The 23,743-nt window shown below is 73.6% G+C and carries 20 protein-coding genes; 9 read left to right on the top strand and 11 right to left on the bottom strand.

Annotation, left to right across the window (positions count from 1 at the left end; all coding sequences use genetic code 11):
• Positions 1 to 26: 26 nt before the first annotated feature.
• A complete protein-coding gene (locus ACFVTH_RS00880; RefSeq protein ID WP_387085680.1) occupies positions 27 to 2,630 on the bottom strand; it encodes a penicillin acylase family protein in 2,604 nt (867 codons plus the stop codon).
• 123 nt (positions 2,631 to 2,753) lie between these two features.
• Positions 2,754 to 3,707, bottom strand: coding sequence for a 2,3,4,5-tetrahydropyridine-2,6-dicarboxylate N-succinyltransferase (gene dapD / locus ACFVTH_RS00875; protein WP_387085677.1), 954 nt, complete (start codon positions 3,705 to 3,707; stop codon positions 2,754 to 2,756).
• A gap of 205 nt (positions 3,708 to 3,912) precedes the next feature.
• On the opposite strand from dapD, the gene ACFVTH_RS00870 reads away from it, so the two are divergent.
• Entirely contained in the window at positions 3,913 to 4,821 is a 909-nt protein-coding gene (locus tag ACFVTH_RS00870) for an ROK family protein (protein ID WP_387085674.1), read from the top strand.
• Here the strand turns inward: ACFVTH_RS00870 and ACFVTH_RS00865 are convergent.
• The 3 genes from ACFVTH_RS00865 to ACFVTH_RS00855 all read right to left on the bottom strand — a co-directional run bounded on the left by ACFVTH_RS00865 (position 4,798) and on the right by ACFVTH_RS00855 (position 8,701).
• Positions 4,798 to 5,841, bottom strand: a complete 1,044-nt coding sequence (locus tag ACFVTH_RS00865) for a LacI family DNA-binding transcriptional regulator (RefSeq protein WP_387085671.1) — start codon at positions 5,839 to 5,841, stop codon at positions 4,798 to 4,800. The two genes, ACFVTH_RS00870 and ACFVTH_RS00865, sit on opposite strands and share 24 nt — an antisense overlap.
• A gap of 81 nt (positions 5,842 to 5,922) precedes the next feature.
• Positions 5,923 to 6,627 (bottom strand): response regulator, encoded by a 705-nt coding sequence (locus ACFVTH_RS00860; RefSeq protein ID WP_387085668.1) that lies wholly within the window; start codon positions 6,625 to 6,627, stop codon positions 5,923 to 5,925.
• The gene (locus ACFVTH_RS00855) at positions 6,620 to 8,701 is read right to left on the bottom strand and encodes a sensor histidine kinase (RefSeq protein ID WP_387085665.1); all 2,082 of its coding nucleotides are present in this window, start codon (positions 8,699 to 8,701) and stop codon (positions 6,620 to 6,622) included. Before ACFVTH_RS00855 ends, ACFVTH_RS00860 begins: the two co-directional genes overlap by 8 nt.
• Before the next feature lie 175 nt (positions 8,702 to 8,876).
• Between ACFVTH_RS00855 and ACFVTH_RS00850 the strand changes: the two genes are divergently transcribed.
• The 4 genes from ACFVTH_RS00850 to ACFVTH_RS00835 all read left to right on the top strand — a co-directional run bounded on the left by ACFVTH_RS00850 (position 8,877) and on the right by ACFVTH_RS00835 (position 12,353).
• Complete coding sequence (locus tag ACFVTH_RS00850; protein ID WP_387085662.1) at positions 8,877 to 9,530, top strand: hypothetical protein; 654 nt, start codon at positions 8,877 to 8,879, stop codon at positions 9,528 to 9,530.
• Positions 9,531 to 9,602: 72 nt separating this feature from the next.
• Positions 9,603 to 10,733: a succinyl-diaminopimelate desuccinylase gene (gene dapE, locus ACFVTH_RS00845; protein WP_387085659.1), complete on the top strand. Its 1,131-nt coding sequence runs from the start codon at positions 9,603 to 9,605 to the stop codon at positions 10,731 to 10,733.
• An 8-nt stretch (positions 10,734 to 10,741) separates the two neighbouring features.
• Positions 10,742 to 12,007 (top strand): hypothetical protein, encoded by a 1,266-nt coding sequence (locus tag ACFVTH_RS00840; protein ID WP_387085656.1) that lies wholly within the window; start codon positions 10,742 to 10,744, stop codon positions 12,005 to 12,007.
• Between the two features lie 172 nt (positions 12,008 to 12,179).
• On the top strand, positions 12,180 to 12,353 hold the full coding sequence (locus ACFVTH_RS00835; protein ID WP_067875042.1) for a DUF3117 domain-containing protein: 174 nt from the start codon (positions 12,180 to 12,182) through the stop codon (positions 12,351 to 12,353).
• Positions 12,354 to 12,511: 158 nt separating this feature from the next.
• Here the strand turns inward: ACFVTH_RS00835 and ACFVTH_RS00830 are convergent, their stop codons facing one another.
• Positions 12,512 to 13,144 carry an O-methyltransferase gene (locus ACFVTH_RS00830; RefSeq protein ID WP_386940362.1) on the bottom strand — a complete coding sequence of 211 codons (633 nt, stop codon included), beginning with the start codon at positions 13,142 to 13,144 and terminating at the stop codon, positions 12,512 to 12,514.
• Between the two features lie 91 nt (positions 13,145 to 13,235).
• Between ACFVTH_RS00830 and ACFVTH_RS00825 the strand changes: the two genes are divergently transcribed.
• Positions 13,236 to 13,631: a sec-independent translocase gene (locus ACFVTH_RS00825; RefSeq protein ID WP_386940364.1), complete on the top strand. Its 396-nt coding sequence runs from the start codon at positions 13,236 to 13,238 to the stop codon at positions 13,629 to 13,631.
• A gap of 191 nt (positions 13,632 to 13,822) precedes the next feature.
• Here ACFVTH_RS00825 and ACFVTH_RS00820 read toward each other — a convergent pair whose 3' ends face one another.
• Positions 13,823 to 15,373 carry a succinic semialdehyde dehydrogenase gene (locus ACFVTH_RS00820; RefSeq protein WP_387085653.1) on the bottom strand — a complete coding sequence of 517 codons (1,551 nt, stop codon included), beginning with the start codon at positions 15,371 to 15,373 and terminating at the stop codon, positions 13,823 to 13,825.
• Positions 15,374 to 15,430: 57 nt separating this feature from the next.
• Between ACFVTH_RS00820 and ACFVTH_RS00815 the strand changes: the two genes are divergently transcribed.
• Positions 15,431 to 16,897 carry an MFS transporter gene (locus tag ACFVTH_RS00815; RefSeq protein WP_387085650.1) on the top strand — a complete coding sequence of 489 codons (1,467 nt, stop codon included), beginning with the start codon at positions 15,431 to 15,433 and terminating at the stop codon, positions 16,895 to 16,897.
• Positions 16,894 to 18,462, top strand: a complete 1,569-nt coding sequence (locus ACFVTH_RS00810) for a pyridoxal phosphate-dependent decarboxylase family protein (RefSeq protein ID WP_387085647.1) — start codon at positions 16,894 to 16,896, stop codon at positions 18,460 to 18,462. The genes ACFVTH_RS00815 and ACFVTH_RS00810 overlap by 4 nt, the downstream gene beginning before the upstream one ends.
• A gap of 315 nt (positions 18,463 to 18,777) precedes the next feature.
• On the opposite strand, the gene ACFVTH_RS00805 is transcribed toward ACFVTH_RS00810, so the two are convergent.
• Genes ACFVTH_RS00805 through ACFVTH_RS00790 form a run of 4 tightly spaced genes read right to left on the bottom strand, consistent with a single transcriptional unit; the run spans position 18,778 to position 22,798 of the window.
• Positions 18,778 to 19,770 (bottom strand): hypothetical protein, encoded by a 993-nt coding sequence (locus ACFVTH_RS00805; RefSeq protein WP_387085644.1) that lies wholly within the window; start codon positions 19,768 to 19,770, stop codon positions 18,778 to 18,780.
• A 5-nt stretch (positions 19,771 to 19,775) separates the two neighbouring features.
• The gene (locus tag ACFVTH_RS00800) at positions 19,776 to 20,972 is read right to left on the bottom strand and encodes an Mrp/NBP35 family ATP-binding protein (RefSeq protein ID WP_387085641.1); all 1,197 of its coding nucleotides are present in this window, start codon (positions 20,970 to 20,972) and stop codon (positions 19,776 to 19,778) included.
• Positions 20,962 to 21,483 carry a DUF1003 domain-containing protein gene (locus ACFVTH_RS00795; protein WP_387085638.1) on the bottom strand — a complete coding sequence of 174 codons (522 nt, stop codon included), beginning with the start codon at positions 21,481 to 21,483 and terminating at the stop codon, positions 20,962 to 20,964. Before ACFVTH_RS00795 ends, ACFVTH_RS00800 begins: the two co-directional genes overlap by 11 nt.
• A complete protein-coding gene (locus tag ACFVTH_RS00790; RefSeq protein WP_386940373.1) occupies positions 21,470 to 22,798 on the bottom strand; it encodes a magnesium transporter MgtE N-terminal domain-containing protein in 1,329 nt (442 codons plus the stop codon). Before ACFVTH_RS00790 ends, ACFVTH_RS00795 begins: the two co-directional genes overlap by 14 nt.
• 79 nt (positions 22,799 to 22,877) lie before the next feature.
• On the opposite strand from ACFVTH_RS00790, the gene ACFVTH_RS00785 reads away from it, so the two are divergent.
• Positions 22,878 to 23,663, top strand: a complete 786-nt coding sequence (locus ACFVTH_RS00785) for a general stress protein (protein ID WP_387085635.1) — start codon at positions 22,878 to 22,880, stop codon at positions 23,661 to 23,663.
• The last annotated feature ends 80 nt before the right edge of the window (positions 23,664 to 23,743 follow it).

Raw genomic sequence — 23,743 nt, 5'->3', positions numbered from 1 at the left:
CGCCGGCCGGTGCGGCGGCCGGTGCGTCAGCCCGCCGGGCGCAGCACGAGCGTGTCGTGCGCCGTCTCGGTGACGGCGTCGAGGGTGAACGGCCACGCTCGGGTCTCGCCCCGCTGCCAGAGCGGCGCCTGGTCGTCGTAGTGCGGGTTGAAGGCGTGCCCCGAGGCGCCGGTGAGGTTGACCCAGCGCGACTCGTCGAGGTCGCCGAGGTCGACCACCATCCGCATCGACGGCACCCAGTCGACGCCGTAGCCGAGGCGCGCGTCCCAGCCGATCGCGTTGACGATCGCCGAGCCGCCGCCGAGCTCGTACGGTCCGCGGTTGAAGAGCCATTCGACGGGACCGATCCCAGACTCCCCGAAGCTCTGGTTGGTGAGGGTGAGCGTGTGCAGCTCGCCCCACGTCCACGAGGCGGCGTCGCCGCCCATGCGCTCGGATGCCTCGCCCCACGCCGAGTCGAGCGCGCCGGCGATGGCCGCGTCCCGGCCGCCGTCGCCCCACCAGGCGTTCTCGGGCTCGCCGAGGAGCGTACCGACGACGTTGAACCAGCGGTCGCCGCCCTGCGGGAGGCTCTCCTCGGGCAGCCCGCCGAACATGTCATCGAGCAGCGTGCGCCAGAACACCGCGAAGTACGCGGCCTCGGCGCTGTCGGCGCCGGCCTTCGCGTCCCAGCCGTCGAGCAGCGCCGCACCGCGGGCGGCGTCGCCGTCGAGACCGGCCGACAGCTCGGCGATCAGCGGGAGGAACTGCTGCGCGTTCATGTCGCTCGTGTCGAGCTGGATCTCGAGGAGGTCGTCGGCGGTGAGCTTCTCGCCGCCCTCGAGGCGCTCGCGGATCAGCCGGTCGATGCCGGCGGCGCGGTAGCCGTAGTCCCAGTCTTTCGTGAGCAGGGGGCCGTCGGGTCCGGCCGCCGCGTTGTTCGCGGTCACGATGTAGCCCGCCGGCGGGTTGAGCACGCTCGGCAGCTCCTCGAAGGGCAGCATGCCCGACCAGCCGTTCGCGCTCGTCCAGCCGGGCATGGGCACGGTGCCGTCGCCCGACTTGCGCACGGGGATCTTGCCGGGCGCCTGGTAGCCGATGGTGCCCGAGTCGTCGGCGTAGACGAGGTTCTGCGACGGCACGTCGAAGAGCGAGGCCGCGCGGCGGAACCCGTCCCAGTCGCGCGCGCGGTCGAGCGCGAAGATCGCCTGGGCGGTGGTGCCGGGGGTGAGCGCGGTCCACTGCAGGGAGACCTGGTACTCGCCCTCCGGCGCGTCGGAGCTCGCGGGAGCGGACTCGGCGACGGCGGCGAAGTCGGAGCCGATGCCCGTGACGATCGGCCCGCGGCCCGTCGACCGCACCGTGATCGTGACCGGGTCGCCGCCCGCGACCTCGATCACCTCCTCGCGGATCGTGAGCGGCACCATCGTGCCGTCGAGCTCGTAGGCGTCGCCCTCGACGCGCTCGAGGTAGAGGTCGGCGACGTCGGGGCCGAGATTGGTGAAGCCCCAGGCGATGCGATCGTTGTGCCCGATCACGATGCCCGGCAGGCCCGAGAACGAGAAGCCGGCGACGTCGAACGGGCAGGCGTCGTTCACCACGGCGCAGTGCAGGCCCATCTGGGTCCAGATCGAGGGCATCGCGGGGCCGAGGTGGGGGTCGTTGGCGAGGAGCGGCTTGCCGCTCTCGGTGAGGGCGCCCGAGACGACCCACGAGTTCGAGCCGAGGTCGCCGCCCTCGGGGCCGAGCAGCTCGGGGACGCCGTCGATGGTGCGCGCGAGCGAGGAGAGCGCCGCGAGGTGCTCGGGCGCCGTGGCATCCGATTCGCCCGCCGACGTCGCCGAGTCTGCCCCCGGGGGCGCGCTCGCGGCGATCGGCCGGCCCGCCTCGCCGAGCGGGGTGACCTGCGACGCGGCGGGAGCGGCGGCGAGCGGTCCGCCGACGATCGTCGGCATCGCACCCCACGGGAAGTCGGGGTGGAGCCGCGCGACCTCCTCGGCGGGCAGCGCCGAGGCGAGCAGCGCCCGGTCGATCTCGTCGCCGAGGTTGGAGCGGAGGTCCCAGGCCATGGCCTTGAGCCAGGCGATCGAGTCGACCGGCGTCCACGGTTCGGGGGAGTAGGCGCCGTTCTGGAGGCCCAGGACGGCGTACTCGAGCGAGAGGTCGGCGCCGCTGCGTTCGCCGAGGTAGGCGTTGACGCCGTCGGCGTACGCCTCGTAGTACGCGCGCGACTCGTCGTCGAGCTGGGCGTACTCCTGCTCGGCGATGCCGCGCCAGTCCAGCGTCCTGATGAAGCTGTCGGTGCCGACCTGCGACTCGCCGAACATCTCCGCGAGGCGGCCGGCGGTGACATGACGGCGGAAGTCCATCTCCCAGAAGCGGTCCTGCGCGTGCACGTAGCCCTGCGCGAAGAAGAGGTCGCCGCTCGTCTCGGCGACGAGCTGGGGGATCCCGGCGTCATCGCGGTAGACCGTGACGCTCGCCGTGAGCCCCGGCACGTCGATGCGGCCGCTCGTCGTCGGGAACGACCGCTGCACCGTCCACCAGCCGAAGCCCGCGCCGGCGACGCCGAGCACCAGCACGGTGACCAGCAGGCCGATGAGAAAGCTCAGGCCGCGGTGGCGGCGGGTCCTCGGGGCGTCGGTACCCACGTCACTCCTTCGTGAGGTGCATGAGAGGCCGCCACTCGGCGGCCTCGGTTGCACCACACTAGCCGAGCACCGCGGCGTCGAACGCGCGATGCCGGCACGAAGTGCCGAGCTGCATCCGAACCGTTACGCGTGCAGCGCCGCGTTGAGCGTGACGCCCTCGCCCGTGCGGCTCAGCGCCTCGACCTGCCCGTTCAGCGAGTTGCGGCGGAACAGCAGGTTGGGCACGCCGGAGAGCTCGACGGCCTTGACCGCGCGCGGCCGCCCGTCGGGCCCGCCGAGCAGCACGACCTTCGTGCCGGCGGTGACGTAGAGGCCGGCCTCGACCACCGAGTCGTCGCCGATCGAGATGCCGATGCCCGAGTTCGCGCCGAGGAGGGCGCGCTCGCCGATCTCGACGCGCTGGGTGCCGCCGCCCGAGAGCGTGCCCATGATCGAGGCGCCGCCGCCGATGTCGCTGCCGTCGCCGACGACGACGCCCTGCGAGATGCGGCCCTCGACCATCGAGGCGCCGAGCGTACCGGCGTTGAAGTTCACGAACCCCTCGTGCATGACCGTCGTGCCGGGGGCGAGGTGCGCGCCGAGGCGCACGCGCGAGGCATCCGCGATGCGCACCCGGTCGGGCGTCACGTAGTCGAGCAGCCGCGGGAACTTGTCGAGCCCCGTCGCGTGGATGCCGGCGCGCTGGAGGGCCGGGCGCAGCCGGTCGAAGTCGGCGGGATGCACCGGCCCGGCGTTCGTCCAGACGACGGCGGGCAGGTGCCCGAAGACGCCGTCGAGGTTCACCGTGTTCGGCGCCGCGAGCAGGTGCGAGAGCACGTGGAGGCGGAGGTACGCGTCGGCCGTGCCCGCGGGCGCCGCGTCGAGGTCGATCGAGAGCTCGATCTGCTCGACGCGCACGTTCCGGCGCGAGTCGTCGCCCGCGAGGGCGGCGTGCTCGGGCGCGAGGGGGGAGGCCTCGTCGCCGAGCCGGGGCGACGGGAACCAGGCGTCGAGCACCGTGCCGTCGCCGGCGATCGTCGTGAGCCCGGCGGCGGAGGCGATGCGGGCAGGGCGTGAGACGGTGTCGTTCGCGGGCATGGTTCAAGGGTACCGAGGCGGCGACGGCGTGTGACGCGACGCGTCCCTCGTGCCGGCGCGCGATGGGGACGGATCGCCGGTTGGACTCGCGGGGGACGATTCTGATAATTTCGATATGACAGCGTTGTCTTACTCCGCTCGGTCGTCCTGCATGCGGCGTCCGCGCGCCCCGTCGACCGCCGGCGGCCCAGACAGAAGGAGCACCGTGACCGGCAACCGGGTAGCGACCATCGAACTCGGCGGGACCCACGTCGCCGTCGCCGTCATCGACACCGCCGCGCGCGCGATCGTCGAGGGCACCTATCTGACCCGGCCGCTGAACTCCGGCGGCACGGCCGACGACATCGTCGAGGCCATCGCCGCAGCAGCCCGCACCCTCGGATCCGAGCATGGAGGGCGATGGGCGGTCGCCGTCCCGGGGCCGTTCGACTTCACCACCGGCATCGCGCGCTACACCGGCGTCGGCAAGTTCGACGCGCTCTACGGCGTCGACCTGCGCGCCCGGCTCGCCGACGCCCTCGACGCCGAGGCGGGCTCGTTCACGTTCGTCAACGACGCGGACGCCTTCGCGCTCGGGGAGTACGCGGCCGGCGCGGCGCGCGGACTGGAGCGGTTCTGCTGCGTCACGCTCGGCACCGGCGTCGGCTCTGGCTGGGTCGTCGCGGGCGAGCGGACCGACGGCGCCGCGCCCGACGGCGAGGTGCACCTGCTCGAGTTCGAGGGCGGGCGCATCGAGGCGAGGATGTCCCGTCGCGCGATCCGCGCCGCCTACGCGCAGCGGACCGGCCACGCGGAGGACGTTCCCGACGTGAAGGAGATCGCGGACCTGGCCCGCGGCGGCGACCGGATCGCGAGCGAGGTGCTCGTCGACGCGTTCTCGTACCTGGGCCGGGCCCTCGCCGGCCCGCTCGGCCGCTTCGACGCCGACGCGCTCGTCGTCGGGGGCACGATCGCCCGCTCGTGGGACCTCCTCGAGCCGGCGCTCTCCGAGGGACTCGGGCGTCCGGGGTTCCCGGTCCTCCGGGCGGAACTCTGGCACGAGGCCCCGATGATCGGCGCCGCCCACGCCGCGTATGCCTCCGACGCGGCGCTACTCGGCGTTCGAGGCCGCTGAACCTGAGTCGCCCCTCGCCGTCGACCGGCGAGCGGTGAGACGCATCGGGAGCACGACGTGCTCGACCGGCCGGGTGCGATCGGCGAGTCGGGCGAGCGCCAGGCGGGCGGCATGGTGACCGACCGCCTCGACGTCGCCCGCGACGGTGGTGACGCCCATCACGCGCGCCCACTCGGGTTCGTCGATGCCGATGACGGCGGGGGCGTCGTCCGAACCCTGCTCGGACAGCTCCTCGAGGACGCCGAGGAGGATCCGGTTGTTGCCGGCGACGATCGCCGTCGGCGGCTCGTCGAGCGCCAGCAACTCGCGGGTCAGCGCGCGCGACGAGGCGACGTCGTGCGCATCGTCGCGGAGGAGACTGCGCCACGTGGGCGACGCGCCGTCGAGCACGGCCGCCATGCCCTCGAGCCGCTCGCGATACGTCGGAAGCCAGGCGTAGTCGCCGACGAAGGCGATGCGCGTGTGGCCGGTGTCGAGGAGGTGCTGTGCGGCGAGCCGACCGCCCATCCGGTTGTCGAACACGACCGAGTCGGCCTCGAGGCCCACCGCGGGGCGGTCGACGAAGACGACCGGCACGCCGCGGGCCTGCACCCGCGCGTACTCGGCGTGGTCCGCCATGGCCGAGACGACGACGAGCGCCTTGGCCTGGCGGCTCGCCAGGTCGTCGACGATGCGCCGCTCCTGCTCCGCGGACTCCCATGACGTCGCGACGGACAGGTGCATCCCCTCGCTGCGGATGTCGTCCTCCACCGACTGCGCCAGCGCGGAGTAGAAGGGGTTCGTGAAGTCGCCCCCGATGAGCCCGATCGACTCGGCGAGATGCCCGCTCGCCAGGAGGCTCGCCGCCGCGTTGCGGCGATAGCCGAGCGCGGTGGCCGCGGCGAGGACCTTCGCGAGGGTCTCCTCGCTCACGTACTGCTCGCCGCCGAGCGCGCGGGACGCGGTCTTCAGGCTCACCCCGGCGCGGTCGGCGACCTGGGCGAGGGTCACCCTCGGTGCGAGCTCGTGTGCGTCCTGCATGATCCTCCTCGACGTGCGTCGGAGCAACGACACGATATCGGCTGCGGCCTCCGGCCGGGTGGTGCCCCGCCCGGGCCACGACTACTCCGCGCTCGCGCCCCCTCGGCCCAGCCCCGCATCCCGCGCCGCGATGACCGCCTCGGCCCGCCCCGAGACCTGCAGCTTCGCGAAGATGTTCGAGACGTTGTTGCGCACCGTCTTGGGCGAGAGGAAGAGGTGCTCGGCGATGTCGCCGTTCGAGCGACCGGCCGCGACGAGCTCGAGGATCTCGCGTTCGCGGGCGGTGAGCTGCGGGAAGGCGACGGGGTCGGCGGCGACCGGCGGGCGGGCGAAGAACTCGGCGACGCGGGCGGCGATGCGAGGGCCGAAGATGGCGTCGCCGCCGGCGACGGCGCGGACGGCCCGCGAGATGTCGTCCTGTCCGGCGCCCTTGAGCAGGTAGCCGCGGGCACCGGCGCGCATCGCGTCGAACACGGTCTCGTCGGCCTCCGACATGGTGAGCACGACGATGCCGATGTCGGGATGCCTCGCCACGATGCGGCGCGTGGCCTCGATGCCATCCAGCCGCGGCATCTGCACGTCCATCACGATCACGTCGGGGCGGAGCGCGTCAGCGGCGGCGATCGCCTCGAGCCCGTCGGCGGCGGTGCCGACGACGTCGAGCCCGTCGATGGAGCGCAGCAGCACGGCGAGGCCGTCGCGGTAGACGGGGTGGTCGTCGACGAGCAGGACCCGGATCGCGGACACGCCTCCGGTCGGCGTCGCGGGTGCAGGGGATTCAGGCATCGGCGGTCACCTCGGGCTCGACGACGGGGCTGGGCAGAGGGAGGGCGGCCCGCACGACGGTGCCGCCGCCCGCGCGGCCGGTCACCTCGAGCGTGCCGCCGAGCTCGACGGCGCGCTCGCGCATCGAGTGGAGGCCGACGCCGGCCGGTGCATCGGGGGCGACGCCGCGGCCGTCGTCGTCGATCTCGACGACGAGGCGTCCGTGCTCCTGTGAGAGACGCACCCACGCGTGCCGGGCCCGCGCGTGGCGCTGCACGTTCACGAGCGCCTCGGCGACGATGCGGTACGCGGCCACCTCGACGGCGGCGGGCAGCCCTGCGGGCAGTCCATCGGGAAGCCCGCTCGTGGTGGCATTGACCTCGAACTCGCCGCGGAAGCGCCGGCAGAGCTGCTCGATCGCGCCGGCGAGGCCCACGTCGTCGAGGCTCGGCGGCCGCAGGTCGTGCGCGAGCCTGCGGATCTCGCCCACGGCGAGCCGCAGGTCGTCGGCGGCCGAGGCGAGCAGCCGGTCGGCCTCGACGGGGTCGGCCGCGCCGACGTTGCGTGCGGCCTCGATGCGCAGCTGCACGCCGGCGAGCTCGGGGCCGAGCCCGTCATGGAGTTCGCGGCGCATGCGCCGCCGCTCGTCCTCACGTGCGTTGACGAGCTCGACGCGGATCTGCTGCAGCTCGGCGCTCAGCGTGCTCGCCCGCACCGCCGACGCCGCGTGCCGCACGAGGTCGGCGAGCAGGCGTTCGTCGCCGGGGGAGAGGCGGGCCCGGCGTCCGGGCGACATCTCGAGCCGGCCGATGCGCTCGCCCCGGTACACGAGCGGGATCGACTCGACCTCGTCGCCGACGGTGCCGTGGCGGGCGATCAGGCTGCCGCCGTCGGGCGCCTGGACCTCGACGCCGACGTAGGGCGAGGCGAAGGCGGTCGCGATGGAGGCGGCGAGCGAGTGCAGCTGATCGCCCGGTTCGTCCGCCTCCTCGAGACGCGCGGCGAGGGTCGAAACCACGCCGTAGGGGTCGCCGCGGCGGCCGTTGACGAGCCGGTTCGCGAGGGTCAGCACCCGGTCGCGGAGCGGCAGGTAGGCGAACAACACGATGAGCATGGCGGCACCGGCGAGCACCTGGTGCTCGACGAGCCCGCCGATCATGGCGACGAGCAGCACGTCGACGACGACGACCGAGATCGCGACGAGTCCGTACACGACCGTCCAGCTGAGCAGCCGGTCGATGCGGTAGAGCCCGCGCCGGGTGACGGCGACGATGATCGCCGCGCAGATGACGGCCGTGCCGACGATCACCGTCGCCTGCCCGAGGTGGTACGGCAGCACGAGCGCGGAGAGGACGAACAGGGCGGCGTACACGAGGCCCGCCCACACGATCCACTTGATCTGGCGGCGCAGCTCGGCGTCGGCGCCGACCATGCGGCCGAGCAGCACGATCGCGGTGAGCACGACGCTCGTGAGGAGCGTCGGCATCCAGATCGCCCCGATGCCCTGCCAGACGGCGGGCGGCAGCGCCACGCCCCACTCGCCCGTCGCCCACTGCAGCAGGCGCGGGTCGGGGTCGCCGAACGCGGCGCGTGCGACGCGCCACGGCATCGCGAGGTCGACCACGACGATGAGCACGTTGAGCACGGCCGTGCCGATCGCGACGGCCCTGAGCGGGCCGCGCGGGAAGCGGCCGTCGGGGAACACGAGCAGCGCGAGCGGGAGCGCGAGGTAGGCAGCGACCGAGAGTCGCTGCGTGAAGACGAAGGCCTCGGCGAGGAGCGGCGCGTCGGGGAGGAGCAGGACGCCGTGGTTGAGCCACGCGAGCGCGAGGCCGTCGATCGCGGCGAGCAGCCCGCCCGCGGTGAGCAGCACCGGCACCGGATGCCACGACAGCCGTGCGAGCAACAGGCAACCGGTCGCACCGAGGACGAGCCCGCGCCAGGCGGCGACCCAGCCCGGCGCCGCAGGGATCTCCTCTCCGGTGCGGAACGTCAGGTAGTCGAGCACGAGCGCCGCGGCGGCGCACACGAGCACGACGGAGAACGCGGCGACGGCCGTCGCACGCGCTGCGGGCAGTGCTCCGGCCGGGCGCATGGCTCCATCGTGGCAGGCGGTGCGGCGTCTGTCTCCGGGCGGATGTCCCGAATCGCCCGGGACATCCTCGGGCCGAACGGGGGCGGCCGGACTCTGGAGGCCCGGGACGGCACGACGCGAGGCTCGGAGGGCGTCGAACCCGGCGCGCCACGACGCATCCGGAAGGACCTCGAACATGTCGACCGTACAGACCCCGCCCCCGGCGCGCACCGATGCGCCCCCGATGCCCGCCCGCCCCGCCGCGACGCGTTCCGAGCGGAGGCTGAGCCCCCTCGGCATCCGCCTCGCGGGCGCCGCGGCGCTCGTGCTGCTCGGCGTCTTCGTGCTGTTCACCGCGCTGCCGTGGCCCGCCGACGGCGACGCCTACCTCGGCGACGACGTCGCAGCCGTCGCGTACTCGGCGAGCCTCGCCGTCGTCATCGGCATCGCTCTGCGCGGCGGGGCCTTCGGAGCCGGGCGCGCGTGGCGGGCGGTCGGCGTGTCCGCGTTCGCGGCGCTCGCCGGCTCGAGCGCGTTCCTCGCGATCGGCCCCCTGCTGCCCGAGGCGGTGCTCGAGCAGGCCGAGCAGGTCACCTCGCCGCTCGTGCTCGGCGCCTTCTGGCTCGCGGCGGTGGGCATCCTCACCGTCGGCCGCTGGCACGGCCCGGCGCGCGTCCTCCCGTTCCTCACCGCGAGCTGGCCGATGACCGTCGTCGGCGTCGTGCTCGTCGGCGGCGCGGAGTTCGACGGTGCCGCGTGGCTCGCCTTCGTCCTCCATCTCGCGCTCGGGCAGGCGCTCACCGCGATCGCCCTCCTCGCCGACGCGCGTCGCCTCGCGGCGGTCAGCTGAACGCGCACGCGGCGAGACGCCCTGCGACGCCGGGCGGGCCCGGCGGGCATCCCACGTGAATAGACTCGGGGGATGCCCGCCGACGCACCGCTTCCGCTCGACCTGACCGCCGACGCCGTCGCCATCACGCAGGCGATCTGCGACATCCCGAGCGAGTCCGGCGAGGAACGGCTGCTGGCCGACCTCATCGAGCAGGCTCTCGCCGGGGCCTCGCATCTCGAGGTGATCCGCGACGGCGACACGGTCGTCGCCCGCACCGACCTCGGGCGCGATCGCCGCGTCGTGATCGCCGGGCACATCGACACGGTGCCGATCAACGGCAACGTGCCCACCCGCTTCGAGACCATCGACGGCGTCGAATACCTGTGGGGGCGCGGCACCGTCGACATGAAGGCGGGCGTCGCCGTGCAGCTGAAGCTCGCGCTCGAGCTCATCGATCCGATCGTCGACCTGACGTGGATGTGGTACGACCACGAGGAGGTCGCCGCCGCGCTCAACGGCCTCGGGCGGCTCTCGCGTAATCGCCCCGATCTCTTCGCGGGCGACTTCGCCATCCTCGGCGAGCCCTCGAACAGGCAGGTCGAGGGCGGCTGCAACGGCACGCTCCGCGCCGACGTCCGCACCACGGGCCTGCGGGCCCACTCGGCGCGCAGCTGGGTCGGCGACAACGCCATCCACAAGCTCGCCCCCGCGCTCACCCGACTCGCGGAGTACGAGGCCGAGACCGTCGAGGTCGACGGGCTCGCCTACCGCGAGGGCCTCAACGCGGTGCTCGTGCACGGCGGCATCGCGGGCAACGTGATCCCCGACGAGGCCGTGCTCACCGTGAACTACCGCTTCGCCCCGAGCCGCAGCGTCGCCGAGGCATCCGCGTTCGTGCGCGACTTCTTCACCGGCTTCGACGTCGACATCGTCGACAGCGCCGAGGGAGCCCGGCCCGGGCTCGACGCTCCGCTCGCGCAGCAGTTCGTCGCCGCGGTCGGCGCCGAGGCCCGGCCGAAGTACGGCTGGACGGACGTCGCGCGCTTCAGTGCGCTCGGCATCCCCGCCGTGAACTTCGGCCCGGGCGACCCGCTGAAGGCGCACGCCGACGACGAGCGGGTCGCCGTCGCCCAGATCGTCGACTCCGAGCGGGCGCTGCGCGCGTGGCTCACCGGAGCCGACGAGGCGGGCTCCGCCTCCGGCGCGGCGAGCGGCGCCTGACCCGCGGCATGAGCTCCACGTCCGCGCCGCGCGAGCCCGACCCGCCGACCGACCCGTCGCCGGGCCCGCGCGCGACCCGGGGCTCGCTGCGCGTGCGCTGGCGCCTCACCCCGTGGTGGGCGAAGGTCGTCGCCGTGTACCTCGGCGCGCGCGTGCTGACGACCGTGATGGTGCTGGACGTCGCCCGACGCCAGGGCCCGAACGCGTGGACCGGTGCCCAGCCCGACTTCTTCGACTTCGCCAACATCTGGGACGCGCGCTGGTACCAGATCATCTGGGTCGTCGGATACCCCCGCGAGCTGCCCGTCGGCGGCGACGGTCACGTCGGAGAGAACGCGTGGGCGTTCATGCCGGTCTTCCCGCAGCTCACGGGCGTCGTCTCCTGGCTCGGGGTGCCCTGGAACGTCGCCTCGGTGACCGTCGCGGTGCTGGCGGGCCTCGGCGCCGCCCTCGTGTTCCACCGCCTCATGTCGCGCTTCCTCGAGCCCGATCGCGCGCTGTTCGCCGTGGTGCTGTTCGCGATCGCGCCCGTCTCGCCGATCATGCAGTTCGGCTACGCCGAGTCGCTCGGCTTCCTGTGGCTCGCGCTCGCCCTGCTCCTGCTCGTCGATCGACGATACGGATGGCTCGTGCCCGTCGTGGCGGCGTGGTCGTTCACGCGGCCCGGGGCGCTGGCCTTCGCCCTCACCCTCGCCCTGCACTTCGTCTGGCGCTGGTGGCATCGCGCCCGCGACCCGTTCCCGGTGCGCGAGCAGCTGCGGGTCATCGCCGTGGGCCTCTTCACCGCGGCGGTCGGCTTCGCCTGGCCGCTCGTCGTCTGGGCGGTCACCGGGGTTCCCGACGGCTACACCGCGACCGAGCTCGCCTGGCGGGCCGGGTACATCGGCTACCAGGAGCTCGTGCCGTTCACCGCCTGGTTCCAGGGCGGCACGTGGTGGGCGAACTGGGTGGGGCTCCCCGGGTGGTTCGGCGTCGGGGCCGTCGTCGTGCTCGTCGCGACCTTCGCGGTCGTGCTGTTCCTCCCCGCCGTCCGGCGTCTCGGCGTCGACATCCGGTTCTGGCTCGCGAGCTATTCGCTCTACCTGCTCGCGGTGTTCTTCCCGCAGTCCTCGACCTTCCGCATCGTGTCTCCCATGTTCCCGATCGTGGGCGCGCTCGCCGTGCCGCGCGCCCGCTGGTACCGGTGGTCGATCGTGTTGCTCTTCATTGCGCTCCAGTACGCGTGGATCGCCCTCGTGTGGCGCATCGACGCGTACGATTGGTCGCCCCCCTGATCGGGGCAGGAATCCTGACTCCCACCGGCGCGGACGCGGCGGTGAACAGCCGGCGACGGGCCGGCGGACGGCGTGCGAATACCCCCGACGGGTTATCCACATTTTCGGGGTGATTTCCCAGCACCGCCGCAGATGGCCGATAATGGAATCTCAGCCACGAAAGGGGAGCTCAATGGCGGCCATGAAGCCACGCACCGGAGACGGGCCTATGGAGGCTGTGAAGGAGGGTCGACTCATCATCGTGCGGGTGCCGCTCGAAGGTGGCGGTCGTCTTGTCGTCTCGGTGAACGACGCTGAGGCCAAGGAGCTCTACGACGTCCTCGGCGGCGTCGTGAACCCTGCCTGAGTCACACGCACTACGACTGCGAGCCCCGAGGACGTTCTCGGGGCTCGAGTCGTTAACGGTGGTCTCGATGCGCGGGCTCCGTCACCGTCCTCTGTTCGAGCGTCGGGGCGCGCTCCTTCCGTTTCGCGACCACCGGAGGGCGTCGACCGCCCGACGGCTCAGGCGCCGAGCTTGACGATCTGCAGCAGGCCCTCGCCCGCGGGCGAGATCGCCGTCGCCACCGCCGTCGACGGGGCGAGCTCGGCGATGAGCGTGCGGAAGGCACTCGCGGCCTCGTCGCGCTTGGCCGGATCGGCGACGCGGCCCTTCCACAGCGCGCGGGCCACGAGCACGCTGCCGCCGGGCTTCGCGAGTCGCAGGCCGTGCTCGGCGTACTCGATGACCGACGGGGCGTCGGCGTCGATGAAGACGATGTCGTACGAGCTCTCGTTCATGCGCGGGAGCACCTCGCTCGCCCGGCCGGCGATGAGCCGCACGCGCGCCGCCGCGACGCCCGCGTCGGCGAAGTGCTGGCGGGCGTGCTGCTGGTACTCGTTCTCGGTGTCGATCGACGTCAGCAGCGCGTGCCGGGCGGCCTGCAGCATCCAGAGGCCCGAGACGCCGACGCCGGTGCCGACCTCGATGATCGAGCTCGCGCGCGACGCGGCCGCGATGACGGCGAGCTGCGCGCCCACGGCGGGGGAGACGGGCTCGACGCCGAGCTCGAGGGACTGCTGACGTGCCTTGACGATCGGTTCGGACTCGACGACCGACTCGTCGGCGTACTTCCAGTTCAGGTCGTGATCGGACACGTGGCGGCTCCCTGGTGGCTCTCTCAGCACCCCAGCCTACGGGCCGCGGCGCATGGCGTACGCATGCCTCGCCGCCGACTATCCTGTAGGCATGTTCGGTCTGACGTTCGAGAAGCTCCTCATCATCGGGGTGATCGCCGTCTTCCTGCTCGGCCCCGAGCGGCTGCCGCACTACGCCGCGCAGCTCGGGCGACTCGTCCGCTCGCTCCGCGACATGGCGAGCGGCGCGAAAGACCGCATGCGCGAGGAGATGGGCCCCGACTTCGACGACGTCGACTGGAAGAAGCTCGACCCGCGCCAGTACGATCCGCGCCGCATCATCCGCGAGGCGCTCACCGACGTCGACCCCTTCGCCGATGAGACGCCCGCGGCCCCCGTCGTCGCGCGCGCCGGCGTCAACGAGAACTCGGCCTACCTGCAGCGCAAGCGCAAGCGCGAGTCGCTCGGGGCCGACGAGCCGGCGCCCTTCGACTCCGAAGCCACCTGACGCGGCCGACACCTCGGCCTGCCCGCCGCCGCACGGCGGATGCGCGCGCTCCGCGCCACTTTCGCGCGCGCTGCACCAGTTGAACGGGCGCGGAGCGCGCGGAACTGGCGCGGAGCGCGCGGAACTGGCGCAGCGCACGCCGCACGCCGCCCGAGGGTGAATCGGTCCGACCGGTGCGGGCTGCGCGGGCGTCAGGCGCGGCCGACGGTCTTCAGCGCACGCGCGAGCAGCAGGAGGAGGGGCGCCTGGGCCTCGTACTCCTCCGAGGTGCGCGGGAGCTGGAGCAGGCCCGTCGTCTGCGAGATCGTGACCGGCTCGACGAAGCGCAGCAGCCCGGCCTCGCCGTTGCGGCGGCCGACGCCCGACTGCTTGACGCCGCCCATCGGCGCCGCGACCGAGGCGAACGCGCCACGGTAGCCCTCGTTGATGTTCACGCTGCCGGCCGCGAGGGCGTCGGCGACGCGCTGACCGCGCCGGGGCGAGCCGGTGAACACGGCGGCGTTCAGCCCGTAGTGGCTCGCATTCGCGGCGAGCACGGCCTCGTCGTCGCTCGACACGAGGTAGAGCGAGGCGATGGCGCCGAACGTCTCCTCGGCGTAGAGGTCCATCTCGGGGGTGACGCCCGTGACGATCGTCGGCTCGAACACCCACGGCCCGAGGTCGGGGCGGGCCTTGCCGCCGACGAGCACCGTCGCGCCCTTCGCGACCGCGTCGGCGAGGTGCGCCTCGACGCGTTCGAGCTGGGCCGCGCTCGCGAGCGAGCCGAAGTCGGCGCCGAAGCCGAGCGACGTGCCGAGCTTCGCGCTGCGCAGGCGCTCGACGAGCACCCGCTGGAACTCGCCCGCGATCTTCTGGTCGACGTAGATGCGCTCGATCGACACGCACAGCTGGCCCATCGCCGAGAAGCAGGCGTGCGCGGCGTTCGCGGCGGCCACGGCGGGGTCGGCGTCGTCGAGCACGAGGAGCGGGTTCTTCCCGCCGAGCTCGAGCGAGGCGCCGACGAGGCGTCGCCCGGCCTTCTCGGCGATCCGGCGGCCGGTCGCGGTCGAGCCGGTGAAGCAGATGTAGTCGGCCTCGTCGGTGAGCGCCTCGCCGACCTCTGCGGCATCGCCGGTGACGACCGCCCAGAGGGCCTCGGGCACGCCCGCGTCGATGAACGCGCGGCGCAGCGCGAGGATCGACAGGGCGCCCTGGTCGTCGGCCTTCTGCACGACGGCGCAGCCGGCCGCGAGCGCGGGCACGACGTCCATCGCGGCGAGGCTCAGCGCGTAGTTCCACGGCGTGATGACGCCCGCGACGCCCTTCGGGGCGAAGCGCACCCGGGTCGTCGCGACGGTGGGGAGGCCCGAGCGCACCGCGCGGCCGCGCAGCACCCTGCGGGCGGCGATGGCGTTGTACCGGGTCACCGAGACGGCCTGGTAGATCTCCTCGAAGCCCTGGCCGCGCGTCTTGCCGCTCTCGAGCTGGATGAGGTCGAGCAGCTCTTCACGGCGCTCCAGGATGAGGTCGTGCGCGGCGAGCAGGATGCGGCGCCGGGCGGCGAAGCCGGCCCGGGCCCACGAGAGCTGCGCCAGGCGCGCCCGCGCGACCGCGTCATGCACGTCGGCGGCGCTCGAGCGGGGCAGTTCGTGCAGGGTCTCGCCGGTCGAGGGGGTCGGCACGGCGACGGTGTCGGAGCCCGACGCGACGACGTCGTCGGTCAGGCTGCGGAAGAGGTCGGCGGGGGCGGTCTGGGCGCGCATGCGCACAGTCTAGGACAGTTGACCCAGTCGTCCGTCGGGAGTGAGTACACTGCCTCCATGACCGCAGCGGAGCGTCCCCTGTCCCGCGGCGTCGTGGCCCGCTACGCGATCGGATCGCTCGGCACCGGTGGATTCGCGACGCTGCCCGGACTCGTCCTCGTGTACTACCTGACCGACACGCTCGGCGTGAGCGCGCTCATCGCGGGCCTCGTCGTCACGGCCGCCAAGGTGTGGGACGTCGTCATCGACCCGTGGATCGGGTCCCGCAGCGACCGAGCGCTCCTCCGCAGCGGCTCGCGTCGCACGGGCATGCTCGTCGGCGCGCTCGCGCTGCCCGTCGGGTTCGCGCTCACCTTCGCCGTTCCGCCGGGCGTCGGCCCCGCGGCATCCGGCGCCTGGGTCTTCATCGCCTTCCTCGCCACGGCGACCGCCTTCAGCCTGTTCCAGGTGCCGTACATCGCCCTGCCCGCCGAGCTCACGCCCGACTACGACGAGCGCACGCGGCTGCTGACCTGGCGGGTCGTGGTCCTCACGCTCGCGATCCTGCTGTTCGGCGCGGGCGGCCCCGAGATCCGGCGGGCGTTCGACGACGAGGCCACGGGCTACCTCGTGATGGCGATCGTCGCCGGCGTCGTCATCGGCGTCGGCATGCTGATCGCCACCGGCACGGCGAGGCGCTCGGATGCCGCGGGCCTCCGCCGCGCCGAGGGGCTTCCGGCGGGCGACCCCCACGCCGCCGAGCGCTCGATCGACGGCTACCGCGAGGGCTTCCGCGCGCTGCGCCGCAGCCTCCCGTTCCGGGTGCTGCTCGCGGTGTTCGTGCTGCAGGGGCTCGCGACCGGGCTCATGCTCGCCGGAGCGCAGTTCGTCGCCACCTGGGTGCTCGAGTCGGAGGCGGCGGTGACGCTGCTGTTCGTCGCGCTGATCGCCCCCGCGCTGCTCGTCGCCCCCGCGTGGGGCGTGCTCGCCCGCCGGATCGGCAAGGAGCGGGCGTTCCGCATCGCGAGCCTCGTGTTCGCGGCGGCGACGCTCGCCATGGTGCTGATCGTCTGGCTGCCGGGGCCGTGGGTCTACCTGCCCGTGGCCGTCGCGGGCGCCGCGTACGCCGGCATGCAGTCGCTGCCCATGGCGATGCTGCCCGACGTCATCTCGCACGACGCCCGCATGACGGGGCGCGAGCGGGCCGGCAGCTTCGGCGGCGTCTGGACGGCGGGGGAGACCGCGGGCATGGCGCTCGGGGCGACCCTGCTGACCCTCATGCTGGCCGCGACCGGGTACCTCGAGTCGACCGGCGCCGAGACCGTCGAGCAGTCGCCCGTCGCGATCGCCGGCATCGCGCTCTCGTTCAGCCTCGTGCCCGCCCTCCTCGTCGCCGCGAGCGTCGTCGTGCTGCGCAGCTACCCGCTGCGTCGGGGCGACGTGAACGTCGACGCGAACCCCGACGCCGGCCCTGCCGAGCCGGCGCGACCGAACATCCCCGGGGCGCACGACGCCCCGAGCACCACCGATGGGAGCACCCGATGAGCGGGTTCCGCCGCGAGGCATCCGACATTCTCGACGAGCTCGACGCGCTGCGCTCGGCCGATGCGCCGACGCACGGCGGGCGGGTGCTGTCGTACGTGTACGACTCGGGGCTGTCGGCGCTCGACGAGCTCGCCGCCGAGGCAGCCCGCCGGGTGCAGCCCGTCAACGGGCTCGACCCGACGACGTTCGTCTCGGTCGCCGCGATGGAGCGCGGGGTGATCGGGTTCGCCCGCAGCGTGCTCGGCGGGGACGCGGGCGGCGGTCGCGGCAGCGGCGACGTCGTCGTGGGCTCGGTCACCTCTGGCGGCACGGAGAGCTGCCTGCTCGCGGTGAAGTCGGCTCGCGACGCGTGGCGCGCGGCACGGCTGGGATCGCCCCGGGTTCCGCGGCTCGTGGCGCCCGTGACGGTGCACGCGGCGTTCCACAAGGCGGCGCACTACTTCGGCGTCGAGCTCGACCTCGTGCCGGTCGACCCCTCGACGGGCACCGTCACGCCGGCGGCGATCGAGGAACGGCTCGGCGACGACGTCGCACTCGTCGTGCTCAGCGCGCCGTCGTACCCGTTCGCGAGCCTCGACCCGATCGCCGACGTCGCGGCGATCACGGCCGAGCGCGGCATCGCGCTGCACGTGGACGCCTGCATCGGCGGCTTCGCGCTCGCGTTCTGGCCCGAGCCGCTGCCCGCCTGGGACCTCTCCGTCCCGGGCGTCACGAGCCTCTCGGCCGACCTGCACAAGTACGGCTACGCGCCGAAGGGCGCCTCGGTGCTGCTGACCCGCGGGCGGGACCGCCAGCGCCACCAGTACTTCGCCACGACCGGATGGCCCGGCTACCCCGTCGTGAACCCGACCATGACGGGCTCGAAGCCGGCCGGTCCGCTCGCCGCGGCGTGGGCGATCACAGAGGCGCTCGGAGCGCTCGGATTCGCCGAGCTCACGGCGCAGGCGGCCCGCGCGACCGCGGCGCTGCGCGCGGCGGTCGACGGCATCGAGGGCCTCAGGGTGGTCGGTTCGCCGACGGGCCCGCTGCTCGCCGTCGCCGCCGACGAGGATGCCCCGGTCACCTCGCGCGTCGACCCCCACCACTGGGCGGATGCCGCGCGCTCGGCCGGCTGGCAGCTGCAGCTGCAGCCCGGGCTCGCCCAGTCCGACGGCACCCGGCTGCCGCACACCACCCACCTCACCGTGACCCCCGTCACCGAGCGGGTGCTGCCCGAACTCATCGCGGCGCTCGTGGCCGCGGCCGACGAGGTGCGCGGCATCCCGCAGATCGACGGCGGTGCCGCGCTCGCCGGCCTCGTCGAGGCCCTGCCGGGCTTCGGCGACGACGGCGGACTCTCGGCGCTCTCGGGCGGCGAGGCGCTCGCCGGGCTCGCGGCCGGCCTCGACTCCGACACGGCCGCCGCGATCCTCGGTGCTGCCGGTCTCCTCGGGGGCGAGGGCGCCCTGCCCGATCGGCTCGCGCCGGTGCTCGCGCTCGTCGAGGCCCTGCCGGGGCCGCTCACCGAGCGCCTGCTCGTCGAGCTGCTCGCACGCGTCGTCGAGCCGCCCGCCGACGGGCGCTGAGCACGGGCCTCCGTCCCGATCCGTGCCCGTTCAACCTCGCGTGCGTGGCGGGCGTGCTGGGGCGCTGGGGGGCGCGCAGGTTCGGCATGAAGCTGTGCCAGTTCGGCCTCATCGGTCGCGCATTCGCGGCCGGGGGCTGAGCGGTGGGGAGGCGCGGGTCGCGTGCGGTGCTGTGCCGTCTCCGCCGCATCCCTGGCGGTTCGGTCCGACCTGTCTCGATGAGGCGGAACTGGCAGAGCCTCTCCGGGGAATCCCGCCTGGAGCGCGCTCCGGCGGCAAGATCGCGAGCGAGCGTGCCGGTGAGCCAGCGCCGGGCTACTGGAGCTCGCAGCGCTCGGTGACGTAGTCGTAGAGCTCGGCCTTCAGGGCGTCGGAGGACGCCCGATCGATCATGCCCGAACGGCCGTCGCCGGTCGCGACGACGAAGGCGAGGATCGTGCCGCGCTTGTCGTCGGCGAGCACATGCGGGTCGCATCGTGCGGGGCGCACCGCGAGCGGAACGACCGAGGGTGCGTCGCCGGGCCCGACGTCGAGCTCGAGCGGCCAGTCGGTCCCGGCCTCGTTGCCGAGCAGCGTCGAGCCGCGCACGAGCGAGACCTCGAGCGAGCCGTTGCCCGAGTCGACCGGGTCGACCGCGACGTCGATCCACGCGCGCTGCGCGGCGCCCGCCCCCTCGACGCGCAGGTGCTCGGGCATCGAGATCGTCGCGACCTCGCCGACCGACGACTCGAGGCAGTCGCCCGCGACGATGCGGGGGAGCGTGTCGAAGGGGTCGTCGGGGGCGAGCTCTCCGACGAAGTCGCGTGCGGCGCCCTCCACGCGGCCTTTCAGCCGGACGAACGGCGCGCCATCGCCGGCCGACTCGCCCGCCGACTCGCCGGCCGCGTCGGCATCGCCAGCGTCCTCGTCGCTCGCGCATCCGGGCGGCGGCAGCTCGAGACGCAGGTCGATCGCGTCGTCGGCCGACAGCTCGACGACATCGGTGTACTCGAGCACTGCGCCGAGCGCGGGCACGTCGAGGTCGACCCGCCCGATCGACACCGGCGTGGGGCCGGCGTTCTCGAGGTGCACCACGATCCGACGGGCCTCGACGTCGAGGCGGCCCTGCTGCACACCCGCACTGAGGCCCTCGGGAAGCGGGGGCGGATCGGGGTCGTCGATCGGCACCGGCGGGTTGCAGGCCGCGAGCGACCCGATCAGCGCGAGCGCTGCGATCGCGCCGGCAACGCGTCGCCGCCCGGGCGCGATCACCGTGGGGAGGCCTGCCCGGACCCACGCGCCCCGCCGAGCGGCTGCAGCGCGTGGCATCCGGATCACCGGACCGAGACGTCGAGCCGGCGCCCCGCGAGCGAACGCGGCATCGACGAGAGCGCCGCGGCGACCTGCTCGATCGCGCGGGCCGCGGGGTCGTCGGGCGCGGCGACGACGACCGGGACGCCCGTGTCGCCGCCCTGTCGCAGCGCCATGCTGAGCGGTACGCTCGCGAGGAGCGGCACCGGCTCGCCCGCGGCGCCGTCGACGCCCTGCGAGAGCCGTTCGGCGACGAGCTCGCCGCCGCCCGATCCGAAGAGCTCGAGGAGGGTGCCGTCGGGCTGTACGAGCGCGGCCATGTTCTCGACGACGCCGACGATGCGCTGGCCCGTCTGCCGGGCGACGACGCCCGAGCGCTCGGCGACGTCGGCCGCTGCGGCCTGCGGGGTCGTCACGACGACGACCTCGGCGTTCGGCAGCAACTGCCCGAGCGAGATCGCGATGTCGCCGGTGCCGGGCGGCAGGTCGACGAGCAGCACGTCGAGGTCGCCGAAGTAGACGTCCGTGAGGAACTGCGAGAGCGTGCGGTGCAGCATCGGGCCGCGCCATGCCACCGCCGTCGACGAGGCTCGCCCGCCGGGGGCGGTCGGCTCGACGAACATGCCGATGGAGATGACCTTCACCCCGTGCGAGACCGGGGGCAGGATCATGTCGTCGACCCGCGTGGGGCGGGTCGCGAGACCGTCGTCGTCGACGAGGCCGAGCAGCCCCGGGATCGAGAAGCCGTGCACGTCGGCGTCGACGAGCCCGACGGAGAGGCCGCGCGCCGCGAGCGCCACCGCGAGGTTCGCGGTGATCGTCGACTTGCCGACGCCGCCCTTGCCGCTCGTGACCGCGATCACCTTCGTGAGCGACCCCGGTCCGAACGGGTTCGTGCGGGCCCGGCCGCCGCGGAGCCGTTCGGTGAGCGCCGCGCGCTGCTCGGGCGTCATGACCGAGAGCTCGACGGCGGCGTTGCCGGCCCCCGTCACCGACTCGGCGGCCTGTCGCACGTCGCGCTCGATCCGGTCGGACGCGGGGCATCCGACGATCGTCAGGCGGATGCCGACGTCGACCCGGCCGCCGCCGGCCTCGACGACGCGGTCGACCATGTCGAGCTCGGTGATGGGCTTGCGGATCTCGGGGTCGATGACCGACTCGAGCGCGCGCAGCACGGCCTGCTCGAGCGGGGTCGCGGTCTCGGCCGGCTCAGCCGGCATGCTCGGCCTCCTCCTCGTCGCGACGGTCGAGCTCGTCGAGGATCGAGCGCAGCTCGGCCCGGATGAACTCCTTCGACGCCAGGTCCTTCACGGCGAGGCGCAGGGCGACGACCTCGCGGGCGAGGTACTCGGTGTCGGCGAGGTTGCGCTCCGCGCGCTGCCGGTCCTGCTCGATCTGCACGCGGTCGCGGTCGTCCTGTCGGTTCTGCGCGAGCAGGATGAGCGGGGCCGCATAGCTCGCCTGGAGCGAGAGCACGAGGGTGAGCGCCGTGAAGCCGATCGCGATCGAGTCGAACCGCCACGGCTCGGGCGCGAAGGTGTTCCACGCCATCCAGCCGATGGCGAACACCGACAGCCCGAGCAGGAAGGCCGGGGTGCCCATGCCGCGCGCCACCCACTCGGTGAAGCGACCGAAGCGGTCGCTGTCGCCCGAGCCCCCGCGGAAGGGGGCGTTCCGGCGGATGCCCTTCGGCGTATCGAATCGACGGTCCTCCGACTCAGCGCGTGCCATCTGCTCCCCTCCTTCCGTATGGGATCGGGATGCTTCCCGTCGTCAGCTGCGCCCGCGCGGTGCTGCGCTTGGCCAGCTCGTCTTCTTCTGGGTGACTTCGCCAGTCATCGGGCAGCAGGTAGTCGAGCACGTCGTCAATCGTCACCACCCCGACGAGTCGGTGCTTCTCGTCGACGACCGGCACGGACACCAGGTCGTAGCTCGCGAGGATGCGGCTCACCTCGGCGGCCGAGGTGTCGGCCGTCACCGGCTCGAGACCCTGGTCGATCAGGGTGCCGAGTCGCTCGTGCGGCGGGTAGCGCAGCATCCGCTGGAAGTGCACGATGCCGAGGAACCGGCCCGTCGGCGGCTCGTAGGGCGGCAGCGTCACGCAGACGGCGGCGCCGAGCGCCGGCGGCAGGTCGTGGCGGCGGATCAGGGCGAGCCCCTCGGCGACCGTCGCATCGGCCGACACGATGATCGGCTCGGTGGTCATGAGGCCGCCGGCGGTGTCGGGGCCGTAGGAGAGCAGGAAGCGGACGTCCTCGGCCTCCTCGGGCTCCATGAGCTCGAGCAGGTGCTCGCCGCGCTCCTCCGGGAGCTGGGCGATGAGGTCGGCGGCGTCGTCGGGCTGCATGTGATCGAGCACGTCGGCGGCGCGGTCGTCGCCGAGTCCCGCGAGGATGACGACCTGGTCGGACTCGGGCATCTCCTCGAGCACGTCGGCCAGGCGGTCGTCGGGCAGTTCCTCCGCGACCTCCTGCCGGCGCTGCGCCGGGAGGTCGAGCAGGGTCGACGCGAGGTCGGCCGGCTTCAGCTCGGAGTAGGTCGCGATGAGCTGCTCGGCCGACTGGGCCTCGCCCTTCGACGTCTGCTCGCGCACCTCGCGCCAGGTGACGTAGGCCGACTGCCCTTTCGAGAACGGCGAGGCGCCCTTGGGTCGGCGCACGAAGAGCTGGTCGACCTCCCACTCGCCGGGCTCCTGCTCCTCGATCGCGACGTCCTCGATGGTCGCCGTGCCCGAGCCGTCGTTGAACAGCACCTTGCGGCCGAGCATCTCGGCGATGACGCGCACCTCGCCGCCGCGCTGCTCGAAGCGGCGCAGGTTGATGAGCCCGGTCGTGATGATCTGGCCGCCGCCGATCGAGGTGACGCGGCCGATCGAGACGAAGACGCGGCGCTTGCCGGGGATCTCGACGATGAGGCCGACGACGCGCGGAGGGTCGCTCTTGCGGTACACGACGAGGACGTCGCGCACCTTGCCGACCCGATCGCCGGCGGGGTCGAAGACGGCGCACCCGGCGAGTCGGGCGACGAAGACTCTCGTTGCGCTCACGAATCCAACTTAGCCCCCGGATGCCTCGTCGCGGGCCTCATTCCGGCCCTGCCGCACCCCGGCATGGGAGAATGGGCGGGTGACCAACCAGACGCCGTACGGTGGCCGTGCCGGCCGCGAGCTCCCGACGCTGCCGAAGGGCGAGACCGTGGCGAGCTTCGAGACCTACGCCGAGGCGCAGGCCGCGGTCGACCAGCTCTCGAAGGCCGAGTTCCCCGTGAAGGAGCTGGCGATCGTCGGCACCGACCTCACGAGCGTCGAACGCATCACCGGCCGACTCACCTGGAGCCGCGCCGCCGGGGCCGGCGCGCTGTCGGGCGCGTGGTTCGGCCTCTTCCTCGGGCTCCTGTTCTTCATCTTCGCCCCGTCGGGCGCCTCGCTCGGAATCCTCGGCGCCGCGGTGCTCATCGGCGCCGGCTTCGGCATGATCTTCAGCGTCGTCTCCTACTCGGTCAACCGGCGCAGGCGCGACTTCACCTCGGTCATGCAGGTGCTCGCCACCCGCTACGCGATCATCGCCGAGCCCGCCCACGTGGCGCGGGCCCGCAACGTGCTCGGCACCTCCGGCCAGGTCTTCCCGCCCGCACCGGGGCAGACGACCGCCGTCGTCGGGCCGCCGGCCGCTCCGGCCGCACCCGCCGCTCCGGCCGCACCCGCCGAGCCGGCGGCTCCCGCACAGCCCGCGGCTCCCGCCGGTGCGAACGCCGACGGAGAGGCATCCGCACCGGCCGCCCCTGCCGAGGAGGCGCCCCGCGGGCTCACCTACGGCGAGGCGCAGGATGCCGCGCGCCGCGCCGCGCGCGAGGCCCGCGAGACCGAGCAGCGCGCCCGTCGCGCCGCCGAGGCCGGCGACCGCGAGGCGTAGCCCGCCCGAGCCGTCTCGTCAGGCCGGGGGCCCGACGCGCCTTTCTCCGGCGCGGTCGGGCGGCCCGGCCCGCTCCCAGA

Origin of the sequence: Agromyces sp. NPDC058104, from assembly GCF_042884835.1 — a bacterium.
Classification (GTDB): domain Bacteria; phylum Actinomycetota; class Actinomycetes; order Actinomycetales; family Microbacteriaceae; genus Agromyces.
This window is presented reverse-complemented; position numbering and strand designations above follow the sequence as displayed.

Bases quoted from the DNA above. Each gene is read 5' to 3' on its own strand.
- ACFVTH_RS00855 (WP_387085665.1), bottom strand. From the start codon at position 8,701: ATGCGCCCGGCCGGAGCACTGCCCGCAGCGCGTGCGACGGCCGTCGCC.
- ACFVTH_RS00800 (WP_387085641.1), bottom strand. From the start codon at position 20,972: ATGCCGGCTGAGCCGGCCGAGACCGCGACCCCGCTCGAGCAGGCCGTG.
- dapE (WP_387085659.1), top strand. From the start codon at position 9,603: ATGCCCGCCGACGCACCGCTTCCGCTCGACCTGACCGCCGACGCCGTC.
- ACFVTH_RS00805 (WP_387085644.1), bottom strand. From the start codon at position 19,770: ATGCCACGCGCTGCAGCCGCTCGGCGGGGCGCGTGGGTCCGGGCAGGC.
- ACFVTH_RS00865 (WP_387085671.1), bottom strand. From the start codon at position 5,841: ATGCAGGACGCACACGAGCTCGCACCGAGGGTGACCCTCGCCCAGGTC.
- ACFVTH_RS00835 (WP_067875042.1), top strand. From the start codon at position 12,180: ATGGCGGCCATGAAGCCACGCACCGGAGACGGGCCTATGGAGGCTGTG.
- dapD (WP_387085677.1), bottom strand. From the start codon at position 3,707: ATGCCCGCGAACGACACCGTCTCACGCCCTGCCCGCATCGCCTCCGCC.
- ACFVTH_RS00850 (WP_387085662.1), top strand. From the start codon at position 8,877: ATGTCGACCGTACAGACCCCGCCCCCGGCGCGCACCGATGCGCCCCCG.
- ACFVTH_RS00810 (WP_387085647.1), top strand. From the start codon at position 16,894: ATGAGCGGGTTCCGCCGCGAGGCATCCGACATTCTCGACGAGCTCGAC.
- ACFVTH_RS00860 (WP_387085668.1), bottom strand. From the start codon at position 6,627: ATGCCTGAATCCCCTGCACCCGCGACGCCGACCGGAGGCGTGTCCGCG.
- ACFVTH_RS00815 (WP_387085650.1), top strand. From the start codon at position 15,431: ATGACCGCAGCGGAGCGTCCCCTGTCCCGCGGCGTCGTGGCCCGCTAC.
- ACFVTH_RS00795 (WP_387085638.1), bottom strand. From the start codon at position 21,483: ATGGCACGCGCTGAGTCGGAGGACCGTCGATTCGATACGCCGAAGGGC.
- ACFVTH_RS00820 (WP_387085653.1), bottom strand. From the start codon at position 15,373: ATGCGCGCCCAGACCGCCCCCGCCGACCTCTTCCGCAGCCTGACCGAC.
- ACFVTH_RS00840 (WP_387085656.1), top strand. From the start codon at position 10,742: ATGAGCTCCACGTCCGCGCCGCGCGAGCCCGACCCGCCGACCGACCCG.
- ACFVTH_RS00825 (WP_386940364.1), top strand. From the start codon at position 13,236: ATGTTCGGTCTGACGTTCGAGAAGCTCCTCATCATCGGGGTGATCGCC.